The sequence below is a fragment of the Bacteriovorax sp. PP10 genome, assembly GCF_035013165.1.
GTDB lineage: Bacteria > Bdellovibrionota > Bacteriovoracia > Bacteriovoracales > Bacteriovoracaceae > Bacteriovorax > Bacteriovorax antarcticus.
Genome location: NZ_JAYGJQ010000001.1, coordinates 762,447 through 781,333 on the forward strand (window position 1 = coordinate 762,447; position 18,887 = coordinate 781,333).

Here is an 18,887-nt window from a genome sequence, read left to right on the forward strand (position 1 = left end):
AAATTATAGAGAGTATGTTAGCTTTTTTAGATGAAATTTATTCTATCTATTTTGCTATTTATTTTAGCGCCTATGGCCTTTGGTTACGAAAAGGAATTCGTTATTACTGATATCCTGAATGATGATGTGATTCGAGTTCAAAAGCTGGACATGAATGTTGATGTTACGGCCGGTGATCTTTTATTGATTTATTCACATACTACTAAAAGTATTCTTGGATATGCCCGTGTTGAAGTTGTGGATCCAGATGCAGAGTTTTTTACGGCCACAGTTCAGACCCATAATAAAAGTGGGATGATTCGTCCGGAAAATTTCTTGAAAAAAGTTGATCTGACAAAAGTAAAAAATACTGAAATGCCGGCGCGTATTGATTTACTCTATAAAGAAAATCGTAAGGCCGCAGCGAGATACCGTCCTCTGGTTTATGGAGGTCTTGCTCAAGGATTTACTGCTGCTAATCTAGTGAAAAAAGAATTTTTAGTAGGTCCTTCGATATTTGGGTACGGTCTGACTTCCAGAACTCAGCTTAATACGAATTTAGTTTCTACAATGTTTAGCATTTTGAACGTTTCAGTTAAGAATACTGTTTTTAATAATGATGATTATGAGATCTCAGTTGAAAACGGTTTTCAGTATTATCACCAAAAGAAAAAAGGCTCTTACCAGTTCACAGGATACCTGGACATGGTAACGAATTCTAATTTTAATTCTTACGTGAAACTAAGAGTGTTCACGCAGAAGCCTCAGGATGAGTATTTATATAACTCTGAAGAGTATAAAAATGACCTGAACCTCGAGTTGTCTTTAGCATATGGATACTTATTTAATAATTGGAACCGAGTGATCTTCGGGCCGAAAATCGATGTTAACAAGCAGAAAGTCGGAGGGACTGTCGGATACTATATTATCGACAGAGAATTCCACACGATGATCGGGGTTTCTTCAAACGACTTCTCTGAATTTAAAATTGGAAAACAGGGTTATTTATTAAACCTGGATTTCTGGTGGCGCTTCTAGAATTTAATTTCGTTGAAGTCTCGTGCCGTTTTATGATCACCAATCACAACATCATTCTGACGAACGAGTTGAATCGTTTGCATTCCGGCCTCTCTGGCGGCATCTAGTTCTTCTTTGATGTCTGAAAGAAAGAGAATTTCGGAAGGCTCTACTTTCAAAATATTAGAGATATTTGAATAAGACGCTACTTCACGTTTGTGACCTACGGCCGTATCGAAGTGATTTGAAAAATAAGGTCTTAAATTCCCTTCAGTCGAGAATTCAAAAATTAAGTGTTGAGCTTTCACAGATCCAGAAGAGTAAACCCCAAGAGTTAATCCAGCTTCTTTCCATGCTTTTAAAGCGACAGGGACGTCTTTGTAGATATGCCCTTTAATCTGACCAGAAACATAACCACCTTCCCAAATAAGGCCTTGAAGGTCTTTAAGAGCAGGATGCTTTCTATCAGTTTTAATCCAATGAAGAAGCAAGTCAGTCGCTTCATCATCACTAATGTCTTTTTGAGTTTCAGCTTTCGCTGTCGCTTTAGTCTGCTTCAAAATTTCCTGAACATCATTGTTGTTTAAGTTTTCTGCTACGAAACTTTTTAATCTTTCTTTGGCGAAAGGGAAAAGTGTTTCGTGAACAAAGCTAATTGAAGTAGTCGTGCCTTCGACATCAGTTAAAATATATTTCATGGGTTGTACTTTGCATCCACATTAGAGTTTGTGTAAAGAGGGACCCATCCTTCCATGTTTGAAAAGATACGGATTGCTTTAACAAAGTAGTTAGGGTGAAGGTCAAACCAGTGACGGAAGTTTTTTGGAACTGACATAAAGTCACCCGCTGTACATGTCACGGCGATCACTTCGTCGTTATCAAGGTGGAACCAGAAGATTCCTTCTCCATCGACGAAGAATCTGATTTCATCGTCACTGTGACGATGTTCTTTCATGAATTTTTCTCTGATAGCTTGAAGGTTAGGAGTTGCTGGAGTTACGTTAATAACGTCAGCCGTTTCAAATCCATATTTTTCCATGAATGGTTTTAATTCATGAGAGTAAGCAGCAAGGATTGTTTCTTGGTCAGCATCGTCAGCGAGTTTTGTATTCGCTTCCCACTTTTCAATTAAAATCTTGTGACCATTTAAGATTGATTTAATCTTGTCGAAGTCAGTGATTGTTTCCTGAGTTTTTGCGATAAATAATTTTGCCATGACTTATGCCCTTCTTGCAGAGTTTAAATAGTATTTAAAAATGTATTCGAAAACTTCAAGGTGTCTCTTAGCTTCTTCTACCGTTTCTCCCCAAACATAAATTCCGTGACCTCGAAGAAGTAGTCCATAGCTGTTTGGTTGAGATAAAATGGCAGGTTTGATTTCTTCAGCAAGATTTCTGATGTCTTGAGTATTATCGAAAATAGGAATGTTGATTTCTAGTTCGTGAGTTTTAACGCCTTTGAAACCTTTTAAAAGTTCAAGGTGTTTGATAGTTGCGAAATCTTTTCCTTGGAAAAGATCGGCAAATAATAAAGCGTCCAGCATGTGACTGTGAAGAACACAGTTGGCTTTTGTGATTTGATAAATCGTTAAGTGAATGTCTGTTTCATCAGAAGATTTTCTGCCAGTGTTTGTGTAACTTTCAAGCATCTGTCTTGTACCGTGATAAAGCGGTAGAAAGTTTTCTTCTGTGAATTTACTTTTATCGATTCCAGACTCAGAAACCAGAGCGATTTCAGGGTTAGTTTTTGAACGAAGAGAGTAGTTTCCGCTGGTCGCAGGGTTATGCCCTTGCGTGTTCATAACTCTTACCAGAGCAGCTAATTTCTTCATTTCTTCTAGATCTTGAGGCTTGATGATAAATGACACGGTATTTTTCCGGATAAATTTAAGTAAGATTTGCCCTATATATAAAAAGTCTCTTTTTTTGGCCATGAGTATGTAGTAAAGAAAGGGTATAAAACAAAGAAAAACGGGACGAATATGAAGCCACTTAGCAATACTGTAGAGCAATTCAAAGAATCGATCTTTTCCACAATGACAAAAATGGCCATTGAGAACAAAGCGATTAACCTTTCTCAGGGCTTTCCTGACTTTGATGGGCCTAAGTGGGTCATCGATCTTGCCTCTAAGGCCATGAATGAAAATAAGAACCAATACGCGCCTTCAATGGGGATTTTACCTCTAAGAGAAGCCATCGCTCACAATTACAAACGCTTCTACGATTTTACTGTGAACCCACTTAGTGAGGTTGTGGTAACTACTGGGGCAACCGAAGCAATTTTTTGTACGTGCATGGGAATTTTAAATCCAGGTGACGAAGTTATCGTGCTTGAGCCGTTTTATGATTCTTATTTAGCTTCAATTCAGCTTGCTGGAGCGAAGGTTGTTCCGGTTACATTGAAAGCACCAAATTTTAACTTTGATATTGAAGAGCTTAAAGCGGCAGTGACTTCTAAAACAAAATTGTTGATCGTAAACAATCCTCACAATCCAACGGGGAAAGTTTTTACAGCAGAAGAAATTGAAGTAATTGGGAATCTTGCTCGTGAGAATGATTTTTATATTTTATCTGATGAAGTTTATGAGTTCTTAACTTTTGGTGTAGATCATAAACCGACAGCAACATATGGTGATCTTGCAAATCGCACGATTACGATTTCTTCAACAGGAAAAACGTTTGGTTTAACTGGATGGAAAATTGGTTGGGCAATTGGCCCTGCTCATATTATTAAAGCGATTCACAATGTTCACCAGTTTTCTACATTTGCAGTGTCTCAACCATTTCAATGGGCGATGGCCGAAGCACTTGTGAAAATGGATGAGTACTTGGTTGAGTTCAAAGCTGATTATTTAAGAAAAAGAAATCTGCTTATTTCAGGGTTAAAGGAATGTGGGTTTAATGTTTCTAATCCGCAAGGGACATACTTTGCGATGGCGTTTTTACCGGAAGGGGAAAACGATGTTGATTACTGCAAAAAATTAATTGTCGAAAAGAAAGTAGCGACGATTCCGACTTCAGCTTTTTATATTAAGTCTGATGAAGGGACGAAGATGATTCGTTTTTGTTTTGCTAAGAAAGATGAAACATTAGAAGCAGCTTTAGCTAATTTGAAATAGTGGGCAGACAAAACAGTCCAGTGGACTGTTTTGATTATGTTTGAAAATAAAACGAGATGATTTTTTTAAAATAGAGTTCTGACCACAAAAAAGGCCCTCTTTCGAGGGCCTTCATCTTTGACTTTACAATTACGAAGCGACAAATATCTTCTTCATAATTTTTCCAGACCACACTCTAAATCTTTCAACATACGAGTAGGCCGCTGGGATAACCACTAGAGTAAGTAGAGTCGAAGAAATTAATCCTCCGATAACTGCAATACCCATAGATGTTCTTTGTTTTGAAGCTTCGTTTAATCCGATAGCAAGAGGAAGCATTCCTCCGATAAGGGCAAACGACGTCATAAGAATTGGACGAAGACGGGCTTTTCCAGAAGCGATGATCGCCTCAGATAAACTCATTCCACCTTCAACTTGCTGGTGAGCATAGTCGACGAGTAGAATAGAGTTCTTCGTTGCAACCCCAAGAAGCATAATACAACCAATCATTGAGAACAGATCCAGCGATGCTCCAGTTAGAGCAAGAGCGTAGAAAGCTCCACACATTGCAAGTGGTAACACGAGCATGATGGTGAATGGTGTAACAAACGATTCATAGAGAGATGCTAGAACGAAGTAGATGAACATGATCCCTAAACCACCGGCAACAACCATGTTAACCATTAACTCCTGGAAGTTTTCAGCTTGGCCTACGAATTGGTATCTCATGTTGTTTGGTAATTTAATTTCTTCATCTAAAATACGTTTGATATCAGTGATTGCTCCACCCATACCAGGTCCATTAGGAGCTACGTCAGCAGATAGCTGAATATAACGTCCACGGTCCTGACGATTGATGTTTGCAGGCCCTGTTGTATCAAAAGGCTTCGCTACGTTACTTAACTTAATAAGCGAGTTGTTGATGTTTGGAATGTAGATCGAGTTGTACGCTTTTTTAATATCGCGTTGATCTTCTTGCATACGAACACGAATGTCGTACTCTTCACCAAACTCACGGAAGACTGCTGGAGTTGATCCTTCAACCTGCGTTCTAAGTTCAGCACCTAGAAGAGTTGTTGAAACCCCAAGTCTTTCTGCTTTATTTCTATCCGGGATAACCTGGAATTCTGGTTTACCTGGACGGCTAGAAGTATCAACGTCCAGTAGAGCAGGGTGGTTCTTGATTTTTTCAAGTAACAGTCCTGAGTACTTTTCAATTTCTTTCATATCATCACCAACAATGTTGATGTTGAATGGACGCTGACCTCCACCGACGTTATCGATATCTTTAACGGCAGGGTTAGCATAAGCGTATGGTTTTAACTGCTCACGAACGCGTGCTTTAACAGCAGTTGTGTTTGTGCCTTTTCTTTCTTTAGCTGGAATAAGTGTTACGAAAATGCTGGCCTTTTCTGGCTGGCCATTCTGATCTCCAACTTGAAGAACTGTGTAAGCAACTTCTTTGTTGTTTCTGATAAGAGTATCAACAGTTTTTCCTAACTCGTTCATTCCATCTAAGCTTGTTCCCGGTTTCTGGTCGATAGCAACCATGAATTCACCCGAGTCTTGAGGAGGAAGGAAAGTTTTTGGTACAAATTTTAGTGCTGCAAATGAAGCAAAGAAAATCAGTGTCGATACAAGAAGAACCACAAACGGACGTCTTAGAGTAAACTTTAAAACGTGAACATAAATATCTTCTAACCAGTTTTGGAAATCGTTAAATTTATCAAGAACTACACCAACAGTGTTATCCCAGATACCTTTTCTTACTTTTGGAACGTTTGGATCGTGGTGGTCAATTTTACCAGCGAAGTATGCAGATAACATTGGCGCCATTGTAAGAGCATCAAATAGAGAAATGATCATCGCAAAACAAACTGTCAGACCGAACTCTTTAAAGAATTGACCAACAACTCCATCTAAAAATGAGATCGGAGCAAATACGGCGATAACTGTCAGTGTTGTGGCAACTACGGCAAGTGTAACTTCCGTTGTCCCTTCGATTGCGGCCTTAACCGGATCTGCACCCATTTCAATGTGACGGAAAATGTTTTCACGTACAACGATGGCATCATCGATCAAGAGACCTACGGCCAGGGAGAGAGCAAGAAGTGTCATGATGTTAACTGTAAATCCGGCAGCAGCTAATAAAATGAATGCACCTAAAAGCGAGTTGGGAAGTGCCAGACCGGTAATGATTGTCGATCTAACAGAACCTAAGAAGAAGAATACAACAATGATGGTAAGGATCATACCGATGATGATCGTTTCATAAACGTCGTAAACGTTAGCGTCGATCATTTTAGATCCGTCGCGAACAACTTGAAGGGCCATGTTTTGTTTTTGGGCTTTCAAATTAGCGTTGATTTTCTCAACTTGCTTTTTAATCCCTTTAGCAACACCAATTGTGTTTGATCCAGATTGTTTATAAACAGATAAAAGAATCGAAGATTTTCCATTGTAATAAGCATAAGTCTTTCTTTCTTCAAGAGAGTCCTTAACTGTCCCAATATCTTTAACTGTAATAGGAACATCATTTCCTAAGAAGTTAACGATTGTTGATTCGATTTCTTTAATAGTCTTGTATTCACCAAGAGTTCTGAAAACGGTATCATTCGTATGCCCAGAAATTTTACCTGCTGGAATGTTTTGACCAGAGATTTTTAATCTTTCTGAAACCTGACTTGCTGAAATCTCTCTTGCTTTTAGTTTATTGCGGTCAAGTTCAACTTTAATTTCTCTTTTTCTACCACCGTAAATATCAACAAGACCAACCTGGTTGACCTGTTCGATCATTGGCTTAATCTTTTTGTCTACGTATTGGTAAAGTTCTCCATCCGGAAGATCAGATTCAACTGAGATGGTGATAATCGGCTGATCGGCAGGGTCGATCTTTCTGATAACCGGCTCATCAATATCAGTTGGAAGTTTTTTTCTGGCCGCAGCTACTTTGTCGCGAACTTGCTGTTCAGCGTACTTAATATCTACGTCAAGATTGAACTCGGCGATGATGATTGAAACGGCTTCAAGGTTTTGTGAAGAAAGTTTTTTAAGGCCAGGAACGTTTGAAAGTTCTTCTTCATAAATTTTTGAAACGAGTGTTTCAACTTCTTCCGGACCAGCACCTGGATAAGTCGTAGTCACAGTAACAATCGGAAAAGTTACGTTTGGAAATAAGTCGACTGGCAGCTTCTTAAGAGAGAGCCATCCAACTACCAGAATTACAGTTACGATACACGTAATGAAGACGGGTCTTTTGATTGATAATGAAGCCAAATTCACTTGGCACCTCCGGCACTAAAAATTTTTAATTGGGCATAAATGTTAAGTAAGTCTGTTTCAGTTTGAATTCTTAGTACATCAGCTTGAGCTAAATCCAATTCGAAAATTAAAACCTGGAAAGTCGTTGTACGACCGTTATTCAGGCGGGTTCTTTCATTAGTTGTTTTAACTCTTTGTGCTTCTGAAATCTTCTCAGCGTAATCAAGTCTGACTTTTGCATCTTCAAATCGAGTGATTAGATCATTCCATTCTCTGTCTTGATCAAAAACTCTTCTTTGGTAATTGTATTCAGCTGCGATTTGTTCTTTTTTATATCCATCAATCGCTGAATGAGTTGTTCCGAAATCAAGTGGAGTATTAAACCTTACACCGATCGCACTTGTTGAGTGATCATTTTTAAAAGAGTTTGAAATAGCGTCAGTTCTTTCCGGGTCTCTTCCATTGAAAGCGTATGAACCGTAAAGTTCAAATGTTGGTCTGTTGCGTTCGATGGCCAGAGCAGCACTAGCTTTCGCTAAGTTTTGTTGCTCAAGGGCAGCTTTTGTATCTTCACGAAGATCGTCTTTTGACGGAGGAGCTAAAGCTTTTAGGTTTTTGCTATCAACTGCTTCAAGGTCTTCACTTACGATATTGCTGTCAATTCCTCTCATTGAGTTGAATGATCTTTGTAATAAGTTTTGCTGTTGAAGAGCGCTTTGCAAATTGTATTCACTTAATTTTAAGTTCGAATCAGCTTGTAAAAAGTCTGAGCGCTCAGAAAGACCACTGTTCACTCTGCGTGAGTTCCATGATCTAATTTGTTGAGCACGTGCCAGATTGTCTCTTTGAACTTGAATTACTTTTTTCGTTTGAGAAAGTGACCAGTAAATTGATTCAGCACTTGCCAGAGTTGTTTGAACTGTAAAGTTTGCAATATGCTTTGAAGCTTTTGCCTGAGCATCGATTAAGTCTGCTTGAGCTTTATTTTCTTTTCCGTTCCAGTTTCTCCAAAGAGACTGGGAAAGTTCAATTTTAGCTATACCATCATTAAAGTCTGCAACAGGAACAAAAGTCTGTCCCGCATTGTAAATTTTTGTATGATAAAGCGTATAACTCAATTGCCCTTTTAAACCGAAGTTAAAGTTCTGTGCCAGACCAGCAGTTGCGTACTGAGTGTCTGTTCTGTCACCTTGAGTGGCCGTATTCGCTACTGGTCTTTTATCAACCATAACCTGGCCTTGAGCAAATAAGCTTGGACGGAAGATAAGTCTTCCTTCTTCTTCGCGCGCTTCTGTTCCTTCAGCTACTAATTTGTTAGCAACGACACCTTGGTTTTTTTCCTGAACTTGAGTCAGGAAATCATTAAGTGTTAATTGCGCTGAAAAACCGAGACTCGGCACGAGGGCAAGGACCGCGAGCATGGCCTTCATACAAGTGGGCTTCATATACTATTGCTCCTGATTTTTAATACCATCAAACATGATGGAGATAAGGTTATTTATAAATTGATCTCTATAAGCTGGGTCTTTTAAAGTGAGGTTAAAATGTTTTTCAGCAACGTGGTCTGATCTCATTGATGAGGTCAGCGAGTTGAAGACGAATGAAGTAACGAAATGAGTGTTGAGATCTTTTCTAATTAAACCTTTATTTTGGGCATCGACAAAAAACTCTACGAACAATATGTATGTTTTTAAAAATGTTGTTTCAAAAATATCTTGAATGACTGGATTTTGATTTTCAATTTCACGACAAATCATTTTTGTGGCCTGGCTATTTTGCAGACCGTCTTTAATAAATTCTTCGGAAAATAATTTAAGACGAATTTTTAATTCTTCGACTGTATTTGATTTTGTGAGATACTTTTCTGCTTTTTGCAGACTCTCTCTGCCGTGATGAAGAAAACATTCGCGGTATAAACCTTCTTTGCCACCGAAGTGATATTTAATAGCACTTACATTGGCACCAGCAGCATCGCAAATATCGCGCACAGAGACGCCTTCATATCCTTTTTCAGAGAATTGTTTTTTTGCTTCTTCGAGAATGAGATCTTTTGTTTTTTCAGACGGAGGCGCTTTCTTAAAAAAGAAGCAGCTGTCGGATTTTTCTTTCACCATACAATAAGGCCCTAAATCGTATTAAAAAACGATGGCATAACGTATCAAACGATTGTTTGAGATGCTAACACGGTTGTTTAAATAAATAAAACACTTGTTTTAAGTTCGATCATAGGACTAATAATATCTAAGATTTATGGTGTTTCAGCGCGATAGAGTTGATGCAGTATCTAAGTCCGGTTGGAGGTGGGCCGTCGTTAAAGACGTGGCCTAGGTGAGAATTGCATTGGTTACAGCGGATTTCGATTCTCTTCATTCCGTGAGCAGTATCTTCTAGAAGTTTTACGTTAGAAGTTTTTAAAACATCATAGAATGATGGCCATCCACTTCCAGAGTCGAATTTAGTTTTTGAATCAAAAAGTTCAGCACCACAAGCAGCGCAGTGATAAACACCTTCTTCATAAAAAGAATTATATTTTCCTGAAAATGGTCTTTCAGTTCCACACATTCTTAGGATTTCAAATTCATCGTTTGAAAGTTTATTTTTCCATTCTTCATTATTATCTGGTTTATTTGAACTCATGCTGCACGCTCTCTAATGTTTTTGTAGACTTTAATAGCAATCATAAGGATCAGGATAAAACCGACTAAAGCGATTATTCCATAAACCATATTCATTATATTTTTTAGAATAACCAGAAAGACTATGGCAAATAAAAATATTGTGGAGATTTCGTTAATAACTCTCAACGACATTGGGGAAAATGCTATAATATTGTTTTGTTGTTGTTTGAAAATCTTGTGCAGGAAAAAGAAGTAAGCATAGAGTCCTGCCACAAAAAGCAATTTCAACACCAACCATGGATGGTCAGTAATTGGCATGAAGTTTTGCAAAAGCGATCCACCAAAAATTAAAACAGCAATGCTTGATGGGATGGTGATTCCATACCACAAACGTCTTTGCATAATTTTAAATTGATTTTGAAGGATTGTTTTTTCAGTTTCAGGTTTTGTTTCTGCTTCGGCAAAATAGACGAAGAGTCTTGGCATGTAGAAGAGTCCCGCAAACCAAGTGACCACTGAAATGATGTGTAGAGATTTAAATATTAAATAGTTCATTGCTAATGAATTCTAGGATAGATTGCTGAGTATGAATAGAGTGTTTTATATATTTCGTCATGGAGAGACCGATTGGAACGTAGAGCGCCGCTGTCAGGGGCATACTAACATTCCACTCAATAGTAATGGAGTAGCGCAAGCTCTCGATTTAGCTGCCAGGCTTGAGCATGTTCCTCTTGATATTATTGTAAGCAGCGATCTGGAGCGCGCCTTAGTTACAGGTAAAACTGTCGCTTCAAGTAAATCCATCCCACTTATTGTTGATTCAAGATTACGCGAAACTCATTTCGGTGAAGCTGAAGGGATGCTCTTTAATGAGGCCATTGATGCTTTTGGACCTGAGATTTGGGAAAAATTAATGAACTTTAGAAGCGAGTTCGATCATATTGGTTTTCCCGGTGGAGAATCGAGAAAGGCCGCTCGCGACCGCATCGTTGAAACACTTATGTATTTAATTGAAACGACAGATCATCAAAATATTGGGATCAGCACACATGGTGCGGCCTTAAGAAATACTCTTCACACATTTTTGCCTGAAGATCATCCTACAATCGCGATACCTAATTGTGTTCTTTATAGAATTATCTATGATCATGAAGAAAAAAAATTCATCGCTGATTCAAATCCATTTGAATGTTTAGTTCATTCCAAAGAAATCGGAAAAACTTAAATCCATATACATTCTAATCCCTGCCTGTACGGTAGTCGCACTTTTGCTATCTCCCATTGGAAAATGGAGGATAGAAGTGTAGATATCAAATTTCTTAGCACCAAAAATATCCAGGTTGGCACCATAGAAGATATTGGAAGTCGTGTGAGTTTCTTCTAGGCTATAAGAAGTTTTGATGGCACTTAATACAGGAGCGCTTACAGCTGTTCCCAATTTTTCTTTGTAGTTATTAAAGGCATAACCTAACTTAAGGCTTAAGTGGTTATTGAGAAAAACATTCATATCGACTCCGAATGTTTTTCCATCATGAATAATTTTATTGGCCGAACCATCATGAGTGATATCTGCTTCCAGTGACATTTTTCTATAGAAAACTCCCAATTCCACATAACTCATTTTTGAACCGATAGAGGCACCAATTGTTGAACCTTTTGGTTTAGAATTAAGTGAATCGTATTTATCGCTTTTAAATTCTCCCATTCCGTAATCAATGCGAACGTAAGTAGGAGTGTCAGCTGCGAAACTGAGTTGAATAGTCGTCAGAAAAATTAAAAGCATTGTTAGTTTTTTCATATGAATACCTATTCGATAGTAAGGACTAAATAAATTAATATTCTTAAGAGAATCTAAAGATTTCGGCAAGAAATTCCAGTAAAATTTATTGATAACAAATTTTGTTAACATCAAAATGTCAGGTCGATGGAGACGATTTTTAATAGGATAAATTTGGTTGGTTATATGAAATGTTTAAACACTGTAGCACTGATTCTTGGAATGACTTTTTTCTTTGGTTGCAAACAAGACAAAGCAATACCTACTAAATCTAATGAGACCTACTTAGTCAGACCCGGAGATATCATTGTTGTAAATGGAACATCTCGCTCTCTTATTTTATTAGATTCTAATGGTAATTATAAAACTGTTTTATATGACCTGGATAACATTGCAGAGTCCATTTATGATGTCGCTTTAAAAAAAGATACAAATGAAATTATTTTTACAGTTAATGGATCACCAAGAGTAGGGGCCGTCTCACTTGTAAATGGTGCCTATAGAACTCTTATTGCAGATGCAAATTTAACGGGAGCACTTAAAGGACTCACTCAATTACAAAATGGTGATATTTTAGTTTCCGAAATAAGTAACATTGAACGTTTTACGACAACTGGTGTGAGAAGAACATCAGTCGCTGGTGTCACTTGGCCTAATACATTAGGTGGAACTTCGACAACGGCAGAGCAGTTATTTGCCACGGCCGATGGGGGGTTCATTGTGTGTTCATCTGGTTCAGATAATGTGAAGAGATACACGCAGAATGCTGTCATTGTAGGAGCTGCTGTTGTTTCAGGAATTGCTGGAACGACAGATGCCTTTGGTTGTATTGAACTGGCAGATGGAAAAATTGCTATGGCCTTTAACGGAACGACGGACACAATTAGAACTGTCAGTGCGGCCATGACCGGGATCGCAACTATATATTCTGATCTTGCCGTGCTTGCTTCACCAAGAACTTTGACTCAGGCCCTAAATGGAAATATTCTTATTGTTGATTCCGGTTATAATCAAATAGTAGAGATTACAACGACGGGAACTTTTGTAAGGACACTTGGTGGATCTCTCATTGGGACACCAAATGCAGTTTTTTCCGTACCAAATTACTAGGTTATTTTTGACCTGAATTTGTTCTATCATGTTTGTAGCGAGGTATTTTATGACTTTTAAAGCATTCCTTTTTTCATTTTCTCTTTTAGCTGTTTACCCACAAGTTGGAGTAATGGCGGCATCAAAAAATCTTTGTGATGATATGGTGGCAAGTGGAAAATCGACGGATGAACAAATTGCAAAGTGTATTGCAAAATTTGGTGAGTCTGACTTCTATAAAGAAGCTCAACAAAAGAAAAAATGGCAACAAGAAGAAAATGCTGCAAAGTCTTCTGAAGAAGCTGCTAAAAAAGCCAATATTCAAGCTAAAAAATTTACATCTGCTGATCTTGATGAAGCTGGATTTGGAAAACCATTTTTTGCAATTCGCGTAGACTACAGCAATATCTATAAGCCAAAAGAAAAAAGAATCACAGAAGGGGATTCTCTTTGCCAGTACCTTGGATATGAAAAAGCTCTAAAGAGTATTGTTTCAGCTGAGATTATGCCAGGTGAAGCTAATAAAAATGGTTTCATTATTGATACAACTTTATTTGGTAGCGTAAAATCAGAACCAGAAATGTATGTTGATAAAGATGAAAAATATACAGTAAGAAAGTATGAAGAGATTACTTGTGCAAAAGTAAGTTCAAAAGAAATTAAAGGAACTGCAGACGAATTAAATAAAGTTGCAGAAGATTTAATCGTACTTAATGAAAGAATCAATGCTCCAAAGGCCACTGATAGAACTGGAGTTAATGACGGTCCAAGAAAACCAGCAGGAGATAAATCATCAACTCCGTTTGGTTACAAGAGAGAAGAAAATCAAGATAATGCTACGATGGCAAAATAATCAAGGCCCGCTTTATGCGGGCCTTTTTTTTCTGAAACAGTATGTAGCAAAATAGAAAACTGCAACAGTTTACACGTAGATTATTCAAAATAAAAAATCCTAATCAACTGCTTTGTCAGAATTGTGTAAAGCTTAAGAAGTTTGCACGTTGTCATGAGTAAATAATTCATTATTACTCTTGAAGCTCTGTTTTTCCCCTCATAGAATCTTCTTATTAAATTTACCAACACTCAAGAGGAGTACTAATGAAAGCAAGCCTTACACTTGTAGCTATTGCTATGACGATGTTATTAACCAGCTGTTCAAGCTTTAAAGCTGAAAGAGTTGACGGAGCTAAGGGTGATGAAAAAGCACTAACTATTACTGATAAATGGGTTCTAAAGGACACAGAAATTGCAGTAAAAGATATGCTTGAACAAATCCAAAAACACAAAGGTTTCCAAAGATACCTTGGTGACTCAAAGAAAAAACCAAAGATTTTTATCATGGAAGTTCAAAACGAAACTTCTGAGCCATATTTTCCTATCGCTGACATGAACGATGAACTTTTGAATGAATTCTCAGCTTCAGGTGAGTACACAATTATCGACAACCAAGGTCGCGATAAGATTTTAAAGGAAGTGAAGTACCAGGCAGAAGGTATGGTTGATCCATCTCAAATGGTTCAAATCGGAAAACAAACTGGTGCAGATCTAATCATCCTTGGGAACGTTCGTATGAACCCAGAAACAAGAGATGGAAGAACTCTAAAGCAGTACACTGTTAACCTAAGAATGACGAACCTTAAAACTTCTGAAGAAGTATTACGTGTACGTTCAAAAGCTCAAAAATATTCTGAGCAAGCAAAAGCTGGTTGGTAGTTAGATGAAAAGATTGAATACCCTTTTATGTTTTGCACTTGTTGTTCTGGCTGGATGCGCTGGGAACCAAAAAGAAATTATTAAGTATAGAGACCTTGTACAAAAGAAAGACTACAAGTCTGCACTTGAAATTATGAAAGGGGATTCAATCTACAAAGATGAAGAATCAAGACTTTTAAAATACCTGGAACTTGGTACTCTTCACTTATACAGTGGAGAGTATTACCAGGCCCTTCAGTATTTTGATCTTGCTCGCGATTTATCAGACAAACTTTTTACCGTTTCAATCTCTAAAAAAGTTGCAAGCGCGGTTGGAAACCAATCTGCTGACAATTACTATGGAGAAAGATACGAGCGCTCTTTAATTCGCTACTATACAATCCTGGTTCATTACAACCTTTATGAAAAAGGTGTATATGAAGCTTACACGGAAGAAAAACGTGACGAGAAAGGGAAGATCACTGGAAAAAATCCTGTGGCCTCTGTGACTCTCGATGAGTCGAAAAAAAGATTTCACTTACAAGCTGCCAAAGCAGTTTTATTAGAGTGGAATTCAATCCTGGAAGATTTCAAAAAAACATCAGGTGGAGAAGTCACTTATAAAGATGACCTTCTTGCTAAGTTTGTAGGTGCAGTGATTCATGAAAAAGCAGATACATCATCTGACCGCCAGATTGCTTTAGGACTTTATAAAGAATCAAAGAATACAGTCTTCAGGTATTACAACAGCTATCAAAGTTTCAATACCAAATATAAAGACTTTAACAATGACTATAAAAAGCTTTCAGAAATGAATACTGATTTAGTTCAGTCGAAATATGTGGGTTCAACTCCGTTAAACGCAGCTGTGCTTGCTTACTCTGATGAGCAAGTAAAAGAAATGAATAAAGGTGACGTTGATAACGTTTATCTTGTCTGGCACGAAGGGCTTATTGCCAGTAAAGAAATTAAAAAATATGAATTCCCTATAGGTCTTAGTGCTGCGAAAGTAACAGTAGGAACAGCATCAGACTTTGTTGGATTCTCAAAACATGCACTAGTTATCGTTGATCAAGTCATTCCTAAGATTGCTTTTGAAATGCCAACGATTCCTTATAGAGCTAATAACGAAGACTTTAAGATTATTGTAAAAAAAGGTGGCGCAGTAGTTTCTGAGAAATCAGGATTACTAGTAGACCCTCTTTCTGAAATGGCCTATTACACGATGGATTCTAAAGCGACTTCTGACTTAGTTAAAGTTGGTACACGAGTAGCTGCAAAACATCTTACGGCCCTTGCAGGTGCTTATCTTACCTATAAAAACTTAAAGGATAAGATGGGAGATGGAATTGCCCTAATGTCTGGAACAGCTGCTTACAACCTGGCTTCACGCGGGATTGCAGAAACAGAAAAAGCAGATCTTCGTTCATGGATTACACTGCCGAATCAAGTTCGTATGAACTCATTTAAATTGCCTCCTGGTGAATATGAATTTTATGCCCAGAATGCAGCAACGAAAGTTGAAAATTTAGTGGGAAGATTTAGTGTCGCCAAAGATGAAAAAGTAAGTCTTAAAACATTTTTCTAGATATAAAAAAAGCCTCCCAATGGGAGGCTTTTTTATTTCATTTATTTAAGAGACTAAAAACTTTCTTGCATTCTTTTTTCTACAGATTCCTTAACTTGTTTAATCATCCCAGGATCACCTGACATTTCTTTTTCAAGCATCGTCATCATGTTTTGTTGTAGTTTATCAAGATTCTTTCTTGGAACTGATAAAACGATAAAACATTTGTATGGATTTGTTTCTTCACCTTCAACTTTAAACCAAGTTTTGTCGATCATTTCTGCACCAACAATCATGTTCTTGCTTTGAGTTTCAATCATCTTGTTGAATTCTGTACTTGTGTTGGTAACGGCCATTGCACCAGCTTGCTTAACAACATCACTTACTTGTTCAGAAACTTCAGCAGAAGCTCTTGTGCGTGCCATATTGTAGCAGTTTGGAACTAGGTCAGCTTTCATCACAGAAGCTTGAGTCACGAAGTATGCATTTTTTGGAGCATCTTTATCATCGTTATAGTGGTCTCTTAGTTTTTCAATTTTGTATCCACCATCCATCGTCCAGAATGGTCTAGAAGACTCACCAGAAGATGTTAGTTGAAGTTCTTTACCATCGTATTTTTTTTGAGCAGATGAGCATGATGCTAATACAAGCAATCCTGCTACTAGTAGGAACTTAGAGTTCATAAGGTTTCTCCTTTAATTAGTAATCACTAAGGGTATTCAACTATGAATCCAGAGAAAAATAAACTCAATTTTCATATTAAGAAACACTATTTATGTGTCAAATAAATGGCGTTGCATAAGAGTTGAAGTATTCGGGAAACAAAACTATGCTAGGGATAATCTATTAATGATGAGAGGGAAGTATGAAATTAACGACTGGACTATGTTCTCTGATATTCGCTTTCGCAGCAATTAATGCTTATGCCGGCGACTGTGACCGTGACGAATTGATGAAAGGTTATACGCCTTCATCAAATACAATTTTTGGTATTGGTCTTAGTACTGATAAAGATAAATTAAAAGGCAAGGACGAAGCTAAGCAACGTGCTTATCAGGATATCGTTTCCCAATTACGTGCGAACGTTGAATCATCAATGACATTAGATGAAACAGATAAGTCGACGGCCTACAAAGGTATCGTCAACGTATCAACTAATGTTGATAAAATAATTGGGGTTAAATTTTTCAAAGAAGCAAAAGACTTACACAATACAACTTGTATGGCATACACATTTGATGTGGCAACGGCCTATACAGATGCTGTTGGATTCATGAAAGTTTTAGATAAAAAACTTGAAGACGTCATGAGCGCTCAAAAGAAAAAAGACTATGTCGAAGTTGTAAGACGCTACGATATTGCTAAGAAAGACCTGGAGGCCAATGAATCAGCTATTCTTCGCGCAGATATGTACAAAACATATTTGAAAAAAGAAGGAGCTTCTTGGTGGGAAAAATTTAAAACGGCAGAAGTTGATTTAGATAAAACTTACGACGAAGCAAAACGCAGTATCGTTTTCTATATCGATGAATTCCCTAAATATGATGAAGTGGCCCTTGATGCTGAAACAATGTTAGGCGGAAGAGGCTTCACTGCTCAAGTTGGTGGAACAAAACCAAAAGCAGGGATTGAAATTGTTTTTAAAGAAGCTGGTCTTCCGAGAAAAACAAAAAGTGCACTAGGTTACACGATTGTTTATAAATTTGGTGTGATCGTAAAAGATATTGCGACAGGAAGAGTTCTTGGATCAAACAAGGGAGCAACTGTACAAGGTTTCTCTACTGAGGAAAGTGAAGATGATGCTCTGGCATCGGCTTCAAAACAAATGAGTCTAAATGTTATGGATGCTGTTAAGTCGGCCATCCCAGGTTTAATCCAGGATTAAGAAAATGAAAAAAATATTATTACTAGCATTATTTGTTTCTTTAAATATACAGGCCCAGACAATGGAATCGCATATTAACGATTCGGTAAAACCATTGGGGAAAATGCTGGAAGGGAAAAAAGGTAAAGTCGTTTTAGGAACATTCCAAAGTTCAAAATCAACTGATACTTGTAATCCAAGCAAGGCCGTTAACTCAAAAATTAGCGCAGCTCTAGCGCGTGCTAATGTAAAAACGACTCTTGCAAGTCGCGCAGTAGGAATGGATGCTGAACAAGCTGAGATTTCTCGCGTAACAAAATTATCAGGTGGATCTTATATCGTTCTAGGAACATATGAGTTAAACGGATTAAAGTTTAAAATTGATTGTGCTCTTTATGATCACAATGGTGCAAGCGTTGGTGCATGTGATGACGTTGCTCCTATAACTGTTTCGGCAGAAACCGCTGAATCAATTAATTGCCCAAAAGTAGAAACTCCAGTTGTTGCCGTACCAGCTAAAACTGAAGCTGAAACTGATGACAGCAATGATCCACAAGTTAAAAAGATCGATGACTATATCTGTTCAGTGATTCATAGAGAGTATGATCTTAAAAGACTTGTGATGAGTCTTTATGAACAAAAACTCTATACTCTTGAAGAACTTAAAGGTGTGAAAGCTAAAGCTGCTACAGACGCTCTGGATGTTCGTAAAGATTACTGTGTGACTCTTGGAAACTTTGTGACTTGTACAGATTACTGGAAAGGATCTGGAGCTCAGGTTTTCCTAGGTGATACAACTGCTCTTGGTGCTTCGAAAATTTTGGGATGGAAACATCCGAATAAAGCTCAGGTTAAAAATGCAGTAAGATGCTTGAAGAAAGATGACAATTGGTGGAATCCATAAAGAAATAAAAAAGGGAGCTAAG

Annotated in this window: 19 protein-coding genes; 9 read left to right on the forward strand and 10 right to left on the reverse strand. The window is 37.7% G+C overall.

All coding sequences use genetic code 11. From position 1 onward, the window contains the following. The first annotated feature begins 30 nt into the window (after window positions 1-30). Window positions 31-1,017: a hypothetical protein gene (locus tag SHI21_RS03710; RefSeq protein WP_323574774.1), complete on the forward strand. Its 987-nt coding sequence runs from the start codon at window positions 31-33 to the stop codon at window positions 1,015-1,017. Here the strand turns inward: SHI21_RS03710 and mtnC are convergent. From mtnC to mtnB, 3 genes are read right to left on the reverse strand one after another with little or no spacing between them, the layout of a single operon-like run. Continuing rightward, window positions 1,014-1,694 (reverse strand): acireductone synthase, encoded by a 681-nt coding sequence (mtnC, locus tag SHI21_RS03715; protein ID WP_323574775.1) that lies wholly within the window; start codon window positions 1,692-1,694, stop codon window positions 1,014-1,016. The two genes, SHI21_RS03710 and mtnC, sit on opposite strands and share 4 nt — an antisense overlap. Beyond that, window positions 1,691-2,212: a 1,2-dihydroxy-3-keto-5-methylthiopentene dioxygenase gene (locus SHI21_RS03720; RefSeq protein ID WP_323574776.1), complete on the reverse strand. Its 522-nt coding sequence runs from the start codon at window positions 2,210-2,212 to the stop codon at window positions 1,691-1,693. Before SHI21_RS03720 ends, mtnC begins: the two co-directional genes overlap by 4 nt. A gap of 3 nt (window positions 2,213-2,215) precedes the next feature. Further along, a complete protein-coding gene (mtnB, locus tag SHI21_RS03725) occupies window positions 2,216-2,863 on the reverse strand; it encodes a methylthioribulose 1-phosphate dehydratase (RefSeq protein ID WP_323574777.1) in 648 nt (215 codons plus the stop codon). Window positions 2,864-2,977: 114 nt separating this feature from the next. On the opposite strand from mtnB, the gene SHI21_RS03730 reads away from it, so the two are divergent. Then, window positions 2,978-4,114 carry an aminotransferase class I/II-fold pyridoxal phosphate-dependent enzyme gene (locus SHI21_RS03730; RefSeq protein WP_323574778.1) on the forward strand — a complete coding sequence of 379 codons (1,137 nt, stop codon included), beginning with the start codon at window positions 2,978-2,980 and terminating at the stop codon, window positions 4,112-4,114. Window positions 4,115-4,243: 129 nt separating this feature from the next. On the opposite strand, the gene SHI21_RS03735 is transcribed toward SHI21_RS03730, so the two are convergent. The 5 genes from SHI21_RS03735 to SHI21_RS03755 all read right to left on the reverse strand — a co-directional run bounded on the left by SHI21_RS03735 (window position 4,244) and on the right by SHI21_RS03755 (window position 10,527). Beyond that, a complete protein-coding gene (locus SHI21_RS03735; protein ID WP_323574779.1) occupies window positions 4,244-7,375 on the reverse strand; it encodes an efflux RND transporter permease subunit in 3,132 nt (1,043 codons plus the stop codon). After that, window positions 7,372-8,799, reverse strand: a complete 1,428-nt coding sequence (locus SHI21_RS03740) for a TolC family protein (RefSeq protein ID WP_323574780.1) — start codon at window positions 8,797-8,799, stop codon at window positions 7,372-7,374. The genes SHI21_RS03735 and SHI21_RS03740 overlap by 4 nt, the downstream gene beginning before the upstream one ends. A gap of 3 nt (window positions 8,800-8,802) precedes the next feature. Beyond that, window positions 8,803-9,468: a TetR/AcrR family transcriptional regulator gene (locus SHI21_RS03745; protein ID WP_323574781.1), complete on the reverse strand. Its 666-nt coding sequence runs from the start codon at window positions 9,466-9,468 to the stop codon at window positions 8,803-8,805. Between the two features lie 127 nt (window positions 9,469-9,595). Beyond that, window positions 9,596-9,991, reverse strand: coding sequence for a peptide-methionine (R)-S-oxide reductase MsrB (gene msrB / locus SHI21_RS03750; protein WP_323574782.1), 396 nt, complete (start codon window positions 9,989-9,991; stop codon window positions 9,596-9,598). Further along, a complete protein-coding gene (locus SHI21_RS03755) occupies window positions 9,988-10,527 on the reverse strand; it encodes a CopD family protein (protein WP_323574783.1) in 540 nt (179 codons plus the stop codon). The genes msrB and SHI21_RS03755 overlap by 4 nt, the downstream gene beginning before the upstream one ends. A 40-nt stretch (window positions 10,528-10,567) precedes the next feature. On the opposite strand from SHI21_RS03755, the gene SHI21_RS03760 reads away from it, so the two are divergent. Next, window positions 10,568-11,197 (forward strand): histidine phosphatase family protein, encoded by a 630-nt coding sequence (locus SHI21_RS03760; RefSeq protein WP_323574784.1) that lies wholly within the window; start codon window positions 10,568-10,570, stop codon window positions 11,195-11,197. Here SHI21_RS03760 and SHI21_RS03765 read toward each other — a convergent pair. Further along, complete coding sequence (locus tag SHI21_RS03765) at window positions 11,165-11,770, reverse strand: hypothetical protein (protein ID WP_323574785.1); 606 nt, start codon at window positions 11,768-11,770, stop codon at window positions 11,165-11,167. The two genes, SHI21_RS03760 and SHI21_RS03765, sit on opposite strands and share 33 nt — an antisense overlap. Before the next feature lie 165 nt (window positions 11,771-11,935). Between SHI21_RS03765 and SHI21_RS03770 the strand changes: the two genes are divergently transcribed. From SHI21_RS03770 to SHI21_RS03785, 4 genes are all read left to right on the forward strand, one after another. Then, window positions 11,936-12,859, forward strand: a complete 924-nt coding sequence (locus tag SHI21_RS03770; protein WP_323574786.1) for an NHL repeat-containing protein — start codon at window positions 11,936-11,938, stop codon at window positions 12,857-12,859. 49 nt (window positions 12,860-12,908) lie between these two features. Further along, the gene (locus tag SHI21_RS03775; protein WP_323574787.1) at window positions 12,909-13,691 is read left to right on the forward strand and encodes a hypothetical protein; all 783 of its coding nucleotides are present in this window, start codon (window positions 12,909-12,911) and stop codon (window positions 13,689-13,691) included. A 245-nt stretch (window positions 13,692-13,936) separates the two neighbouring features. Continuing rightward, window positions 13,937-14,551: a hypothetical protein gene (locus SHI21_RS03780; RefSeq protein ID WP_323574788.1), complete on the forward strand. Its 615-nt coding sequence runs from the start codon at window positions 13,937-13,939 to the stop codon at window positions 14,549-14,551. Between the two features lie 4 nt (window positions 14,552-14,555). Next, entirely contained in the window at window positions 14,556-16,118 is a 1,563-nt protein-coding gene (locus SHI21_RS03785) for a hypothetical protein (protein WP_323574789.1), read from the forward strand. Between the two features lie 53 nt (window positions 16,119-16,171). On the opposite strand, the gene SHI21_RS03790 is transcribed toward SHI21_RS03785, so the two are convergent. Beyond that, window positions 16,172-16,780: a hypothetical protein gene (locus tag SHI21_RS03790; RefSeq protein WP_323574790.1), complete on the reverse strand. Its 609-nt coding sequence runs from the start codon at window positions 16,778-16,780 to the stop codon at window positions 16,172-16,174. A gap of 182 nt (window positions 16,781-16,962) precedes the next feature. On the opposite strand from SHI21_RS03790, the gene SHI21_RS03795 reads away from it, so the two are divergent. Together SHI21_RS03795 and SHI21_RS03800 are read left to right on the forward strand one after the other, a co-directional pair. Then, on the forward strand, window positions 16,963-17,982 hold the full coding sequence (locus SHI21_RS03795; RefSeq protein ID WP_323574791.1) for a hypothetical protein: 1,020 nt from the start codon (window positions 16,963-16,965) through the stop codon (window positions 17,980-17,982). Between the two features lie 4 nt (window positions 17,983-17,986). After that, window positions 17,987-18,865: a hypothetical protein gene (locus SHI21_RS03800; protein ID WP_323574792.1), complete on the forward strand. Its 879-nt coding sequence runs from the start codon at window positions 17,987-17,989 to the stop codon at window positions 18,863-18,865. Window positions 18,866-18,887: the final 22 nt, after the last annotated feature.

Bases quoted from the DNA above. Each gene is read 5' to 3' on its own strand.
- SHI21_RS03710 (WP_323574774.1), top strand. From the start codon at position 31: ATGAAATTTATTCTATCTATTTTGCTATTTATTTTAGCGCCTATGGCC.
- mtnC (WP_323574775.1), bottom strand. From the start codon at position 1,694: ATGAAATATATTTTAACTGATGTCGAAGGCACGACTACTTCAATTAGC.
- SHI21_RS03720 (WP_323574776.1), bottom strand. From the start codon at position 2,212: ATGGCAAAATTATTTATCGCAAAAACTCAGGAAACAATCACTGACTTC.
- SHI21_RS03730 (WP_323574778.1), top strand. From the start codon at position 2,978: ATGAAGCCACTTAGCAATACTGTAGAGCAATTCAAAGAATCGATCTTT.
- SHI21_RS03740 (WP_323574780.1), bottom strand. From the start codon at position 8,799: ATGAAGCCCACTTGTATGAAGGCCATGCTCGCGGTCCTTGCCCTCGTG.
- SHI21_RS03745 (WP_323574781.1), bottom strand. From the start codon at position 9,468: ATGGTGAAAGAAAAATCCGACAGCTGCTTCTTTTTTAAGAAAGCGCCT.
- msrB (WP_323574782.1), bottom strand. From the start codon at position 9,991: ATGAGTTCAAATAAACCAGATAATAATGAAGAATGGAAAAATAAACTT.
- SHI21_RS03755 (WP_323574783.1), bottom strand. From the start codon at position 10,527: ATGAACTATTTAATATTTAAATCTCTACACATCATTTCAGTGGTCACT.
- SHI21_RS03765 (WP_323574785.1), bottom strand. From the start codon at position 11,770: ATGAAAAAACTAACAATGCTTTTAATTTTTCTGACGACTATTCAACTC.
- SHI21_RS03770 (WP_323574786.1), top strand. From the start codon at position 11,936: ATGAAATGTTTAAACACTGTAGCACTGATTCTTGGAATGACTTTTTTC.
- SHI21_RS03775 (WP_323574787.1), top strand. From the start codon at position 12,909: ATGACTTTTAAAGCATTCCTTTTTTCATTTTCTCTTTTAGCTGTTTAC.
- SHI21_RS03780 (WP_323574788.1), top strand. From the start codon at position 13,937: ATGAAAGCAAGCCTTACACTTGTAGCTATTGCTATGACGATGTTATTA.
- SHI21_RS03785 (WP_323574789.1), top strand. From the start codon at position 14,556: ATGAAAAGATTGAATACCCTTTTATGTTTTGCACTTGTTGTTCTGGCT.
- SHI21_RS03790 (WP_323574790.1), bottom strand. From the start codon at position 16,780: ATGAACTCTAAGTTCCTACTAGTAGCAGGATTGCTTGTATTAGCATCA.
- SHI21_RS03795 (WP_323574791.1), top strand. From the start codon at position 16,963: ATGAAATTAACGACTGGACTATGTTCTCTGATATTCGCTTTCGCAGCA.
- SHI21_RS03800 (WP_323574792.1), top strand. From the start codon at position 17,987: ATGAAAAAAATATTATTACTAGCATTATTTGTTTCTTTAAATATACAG.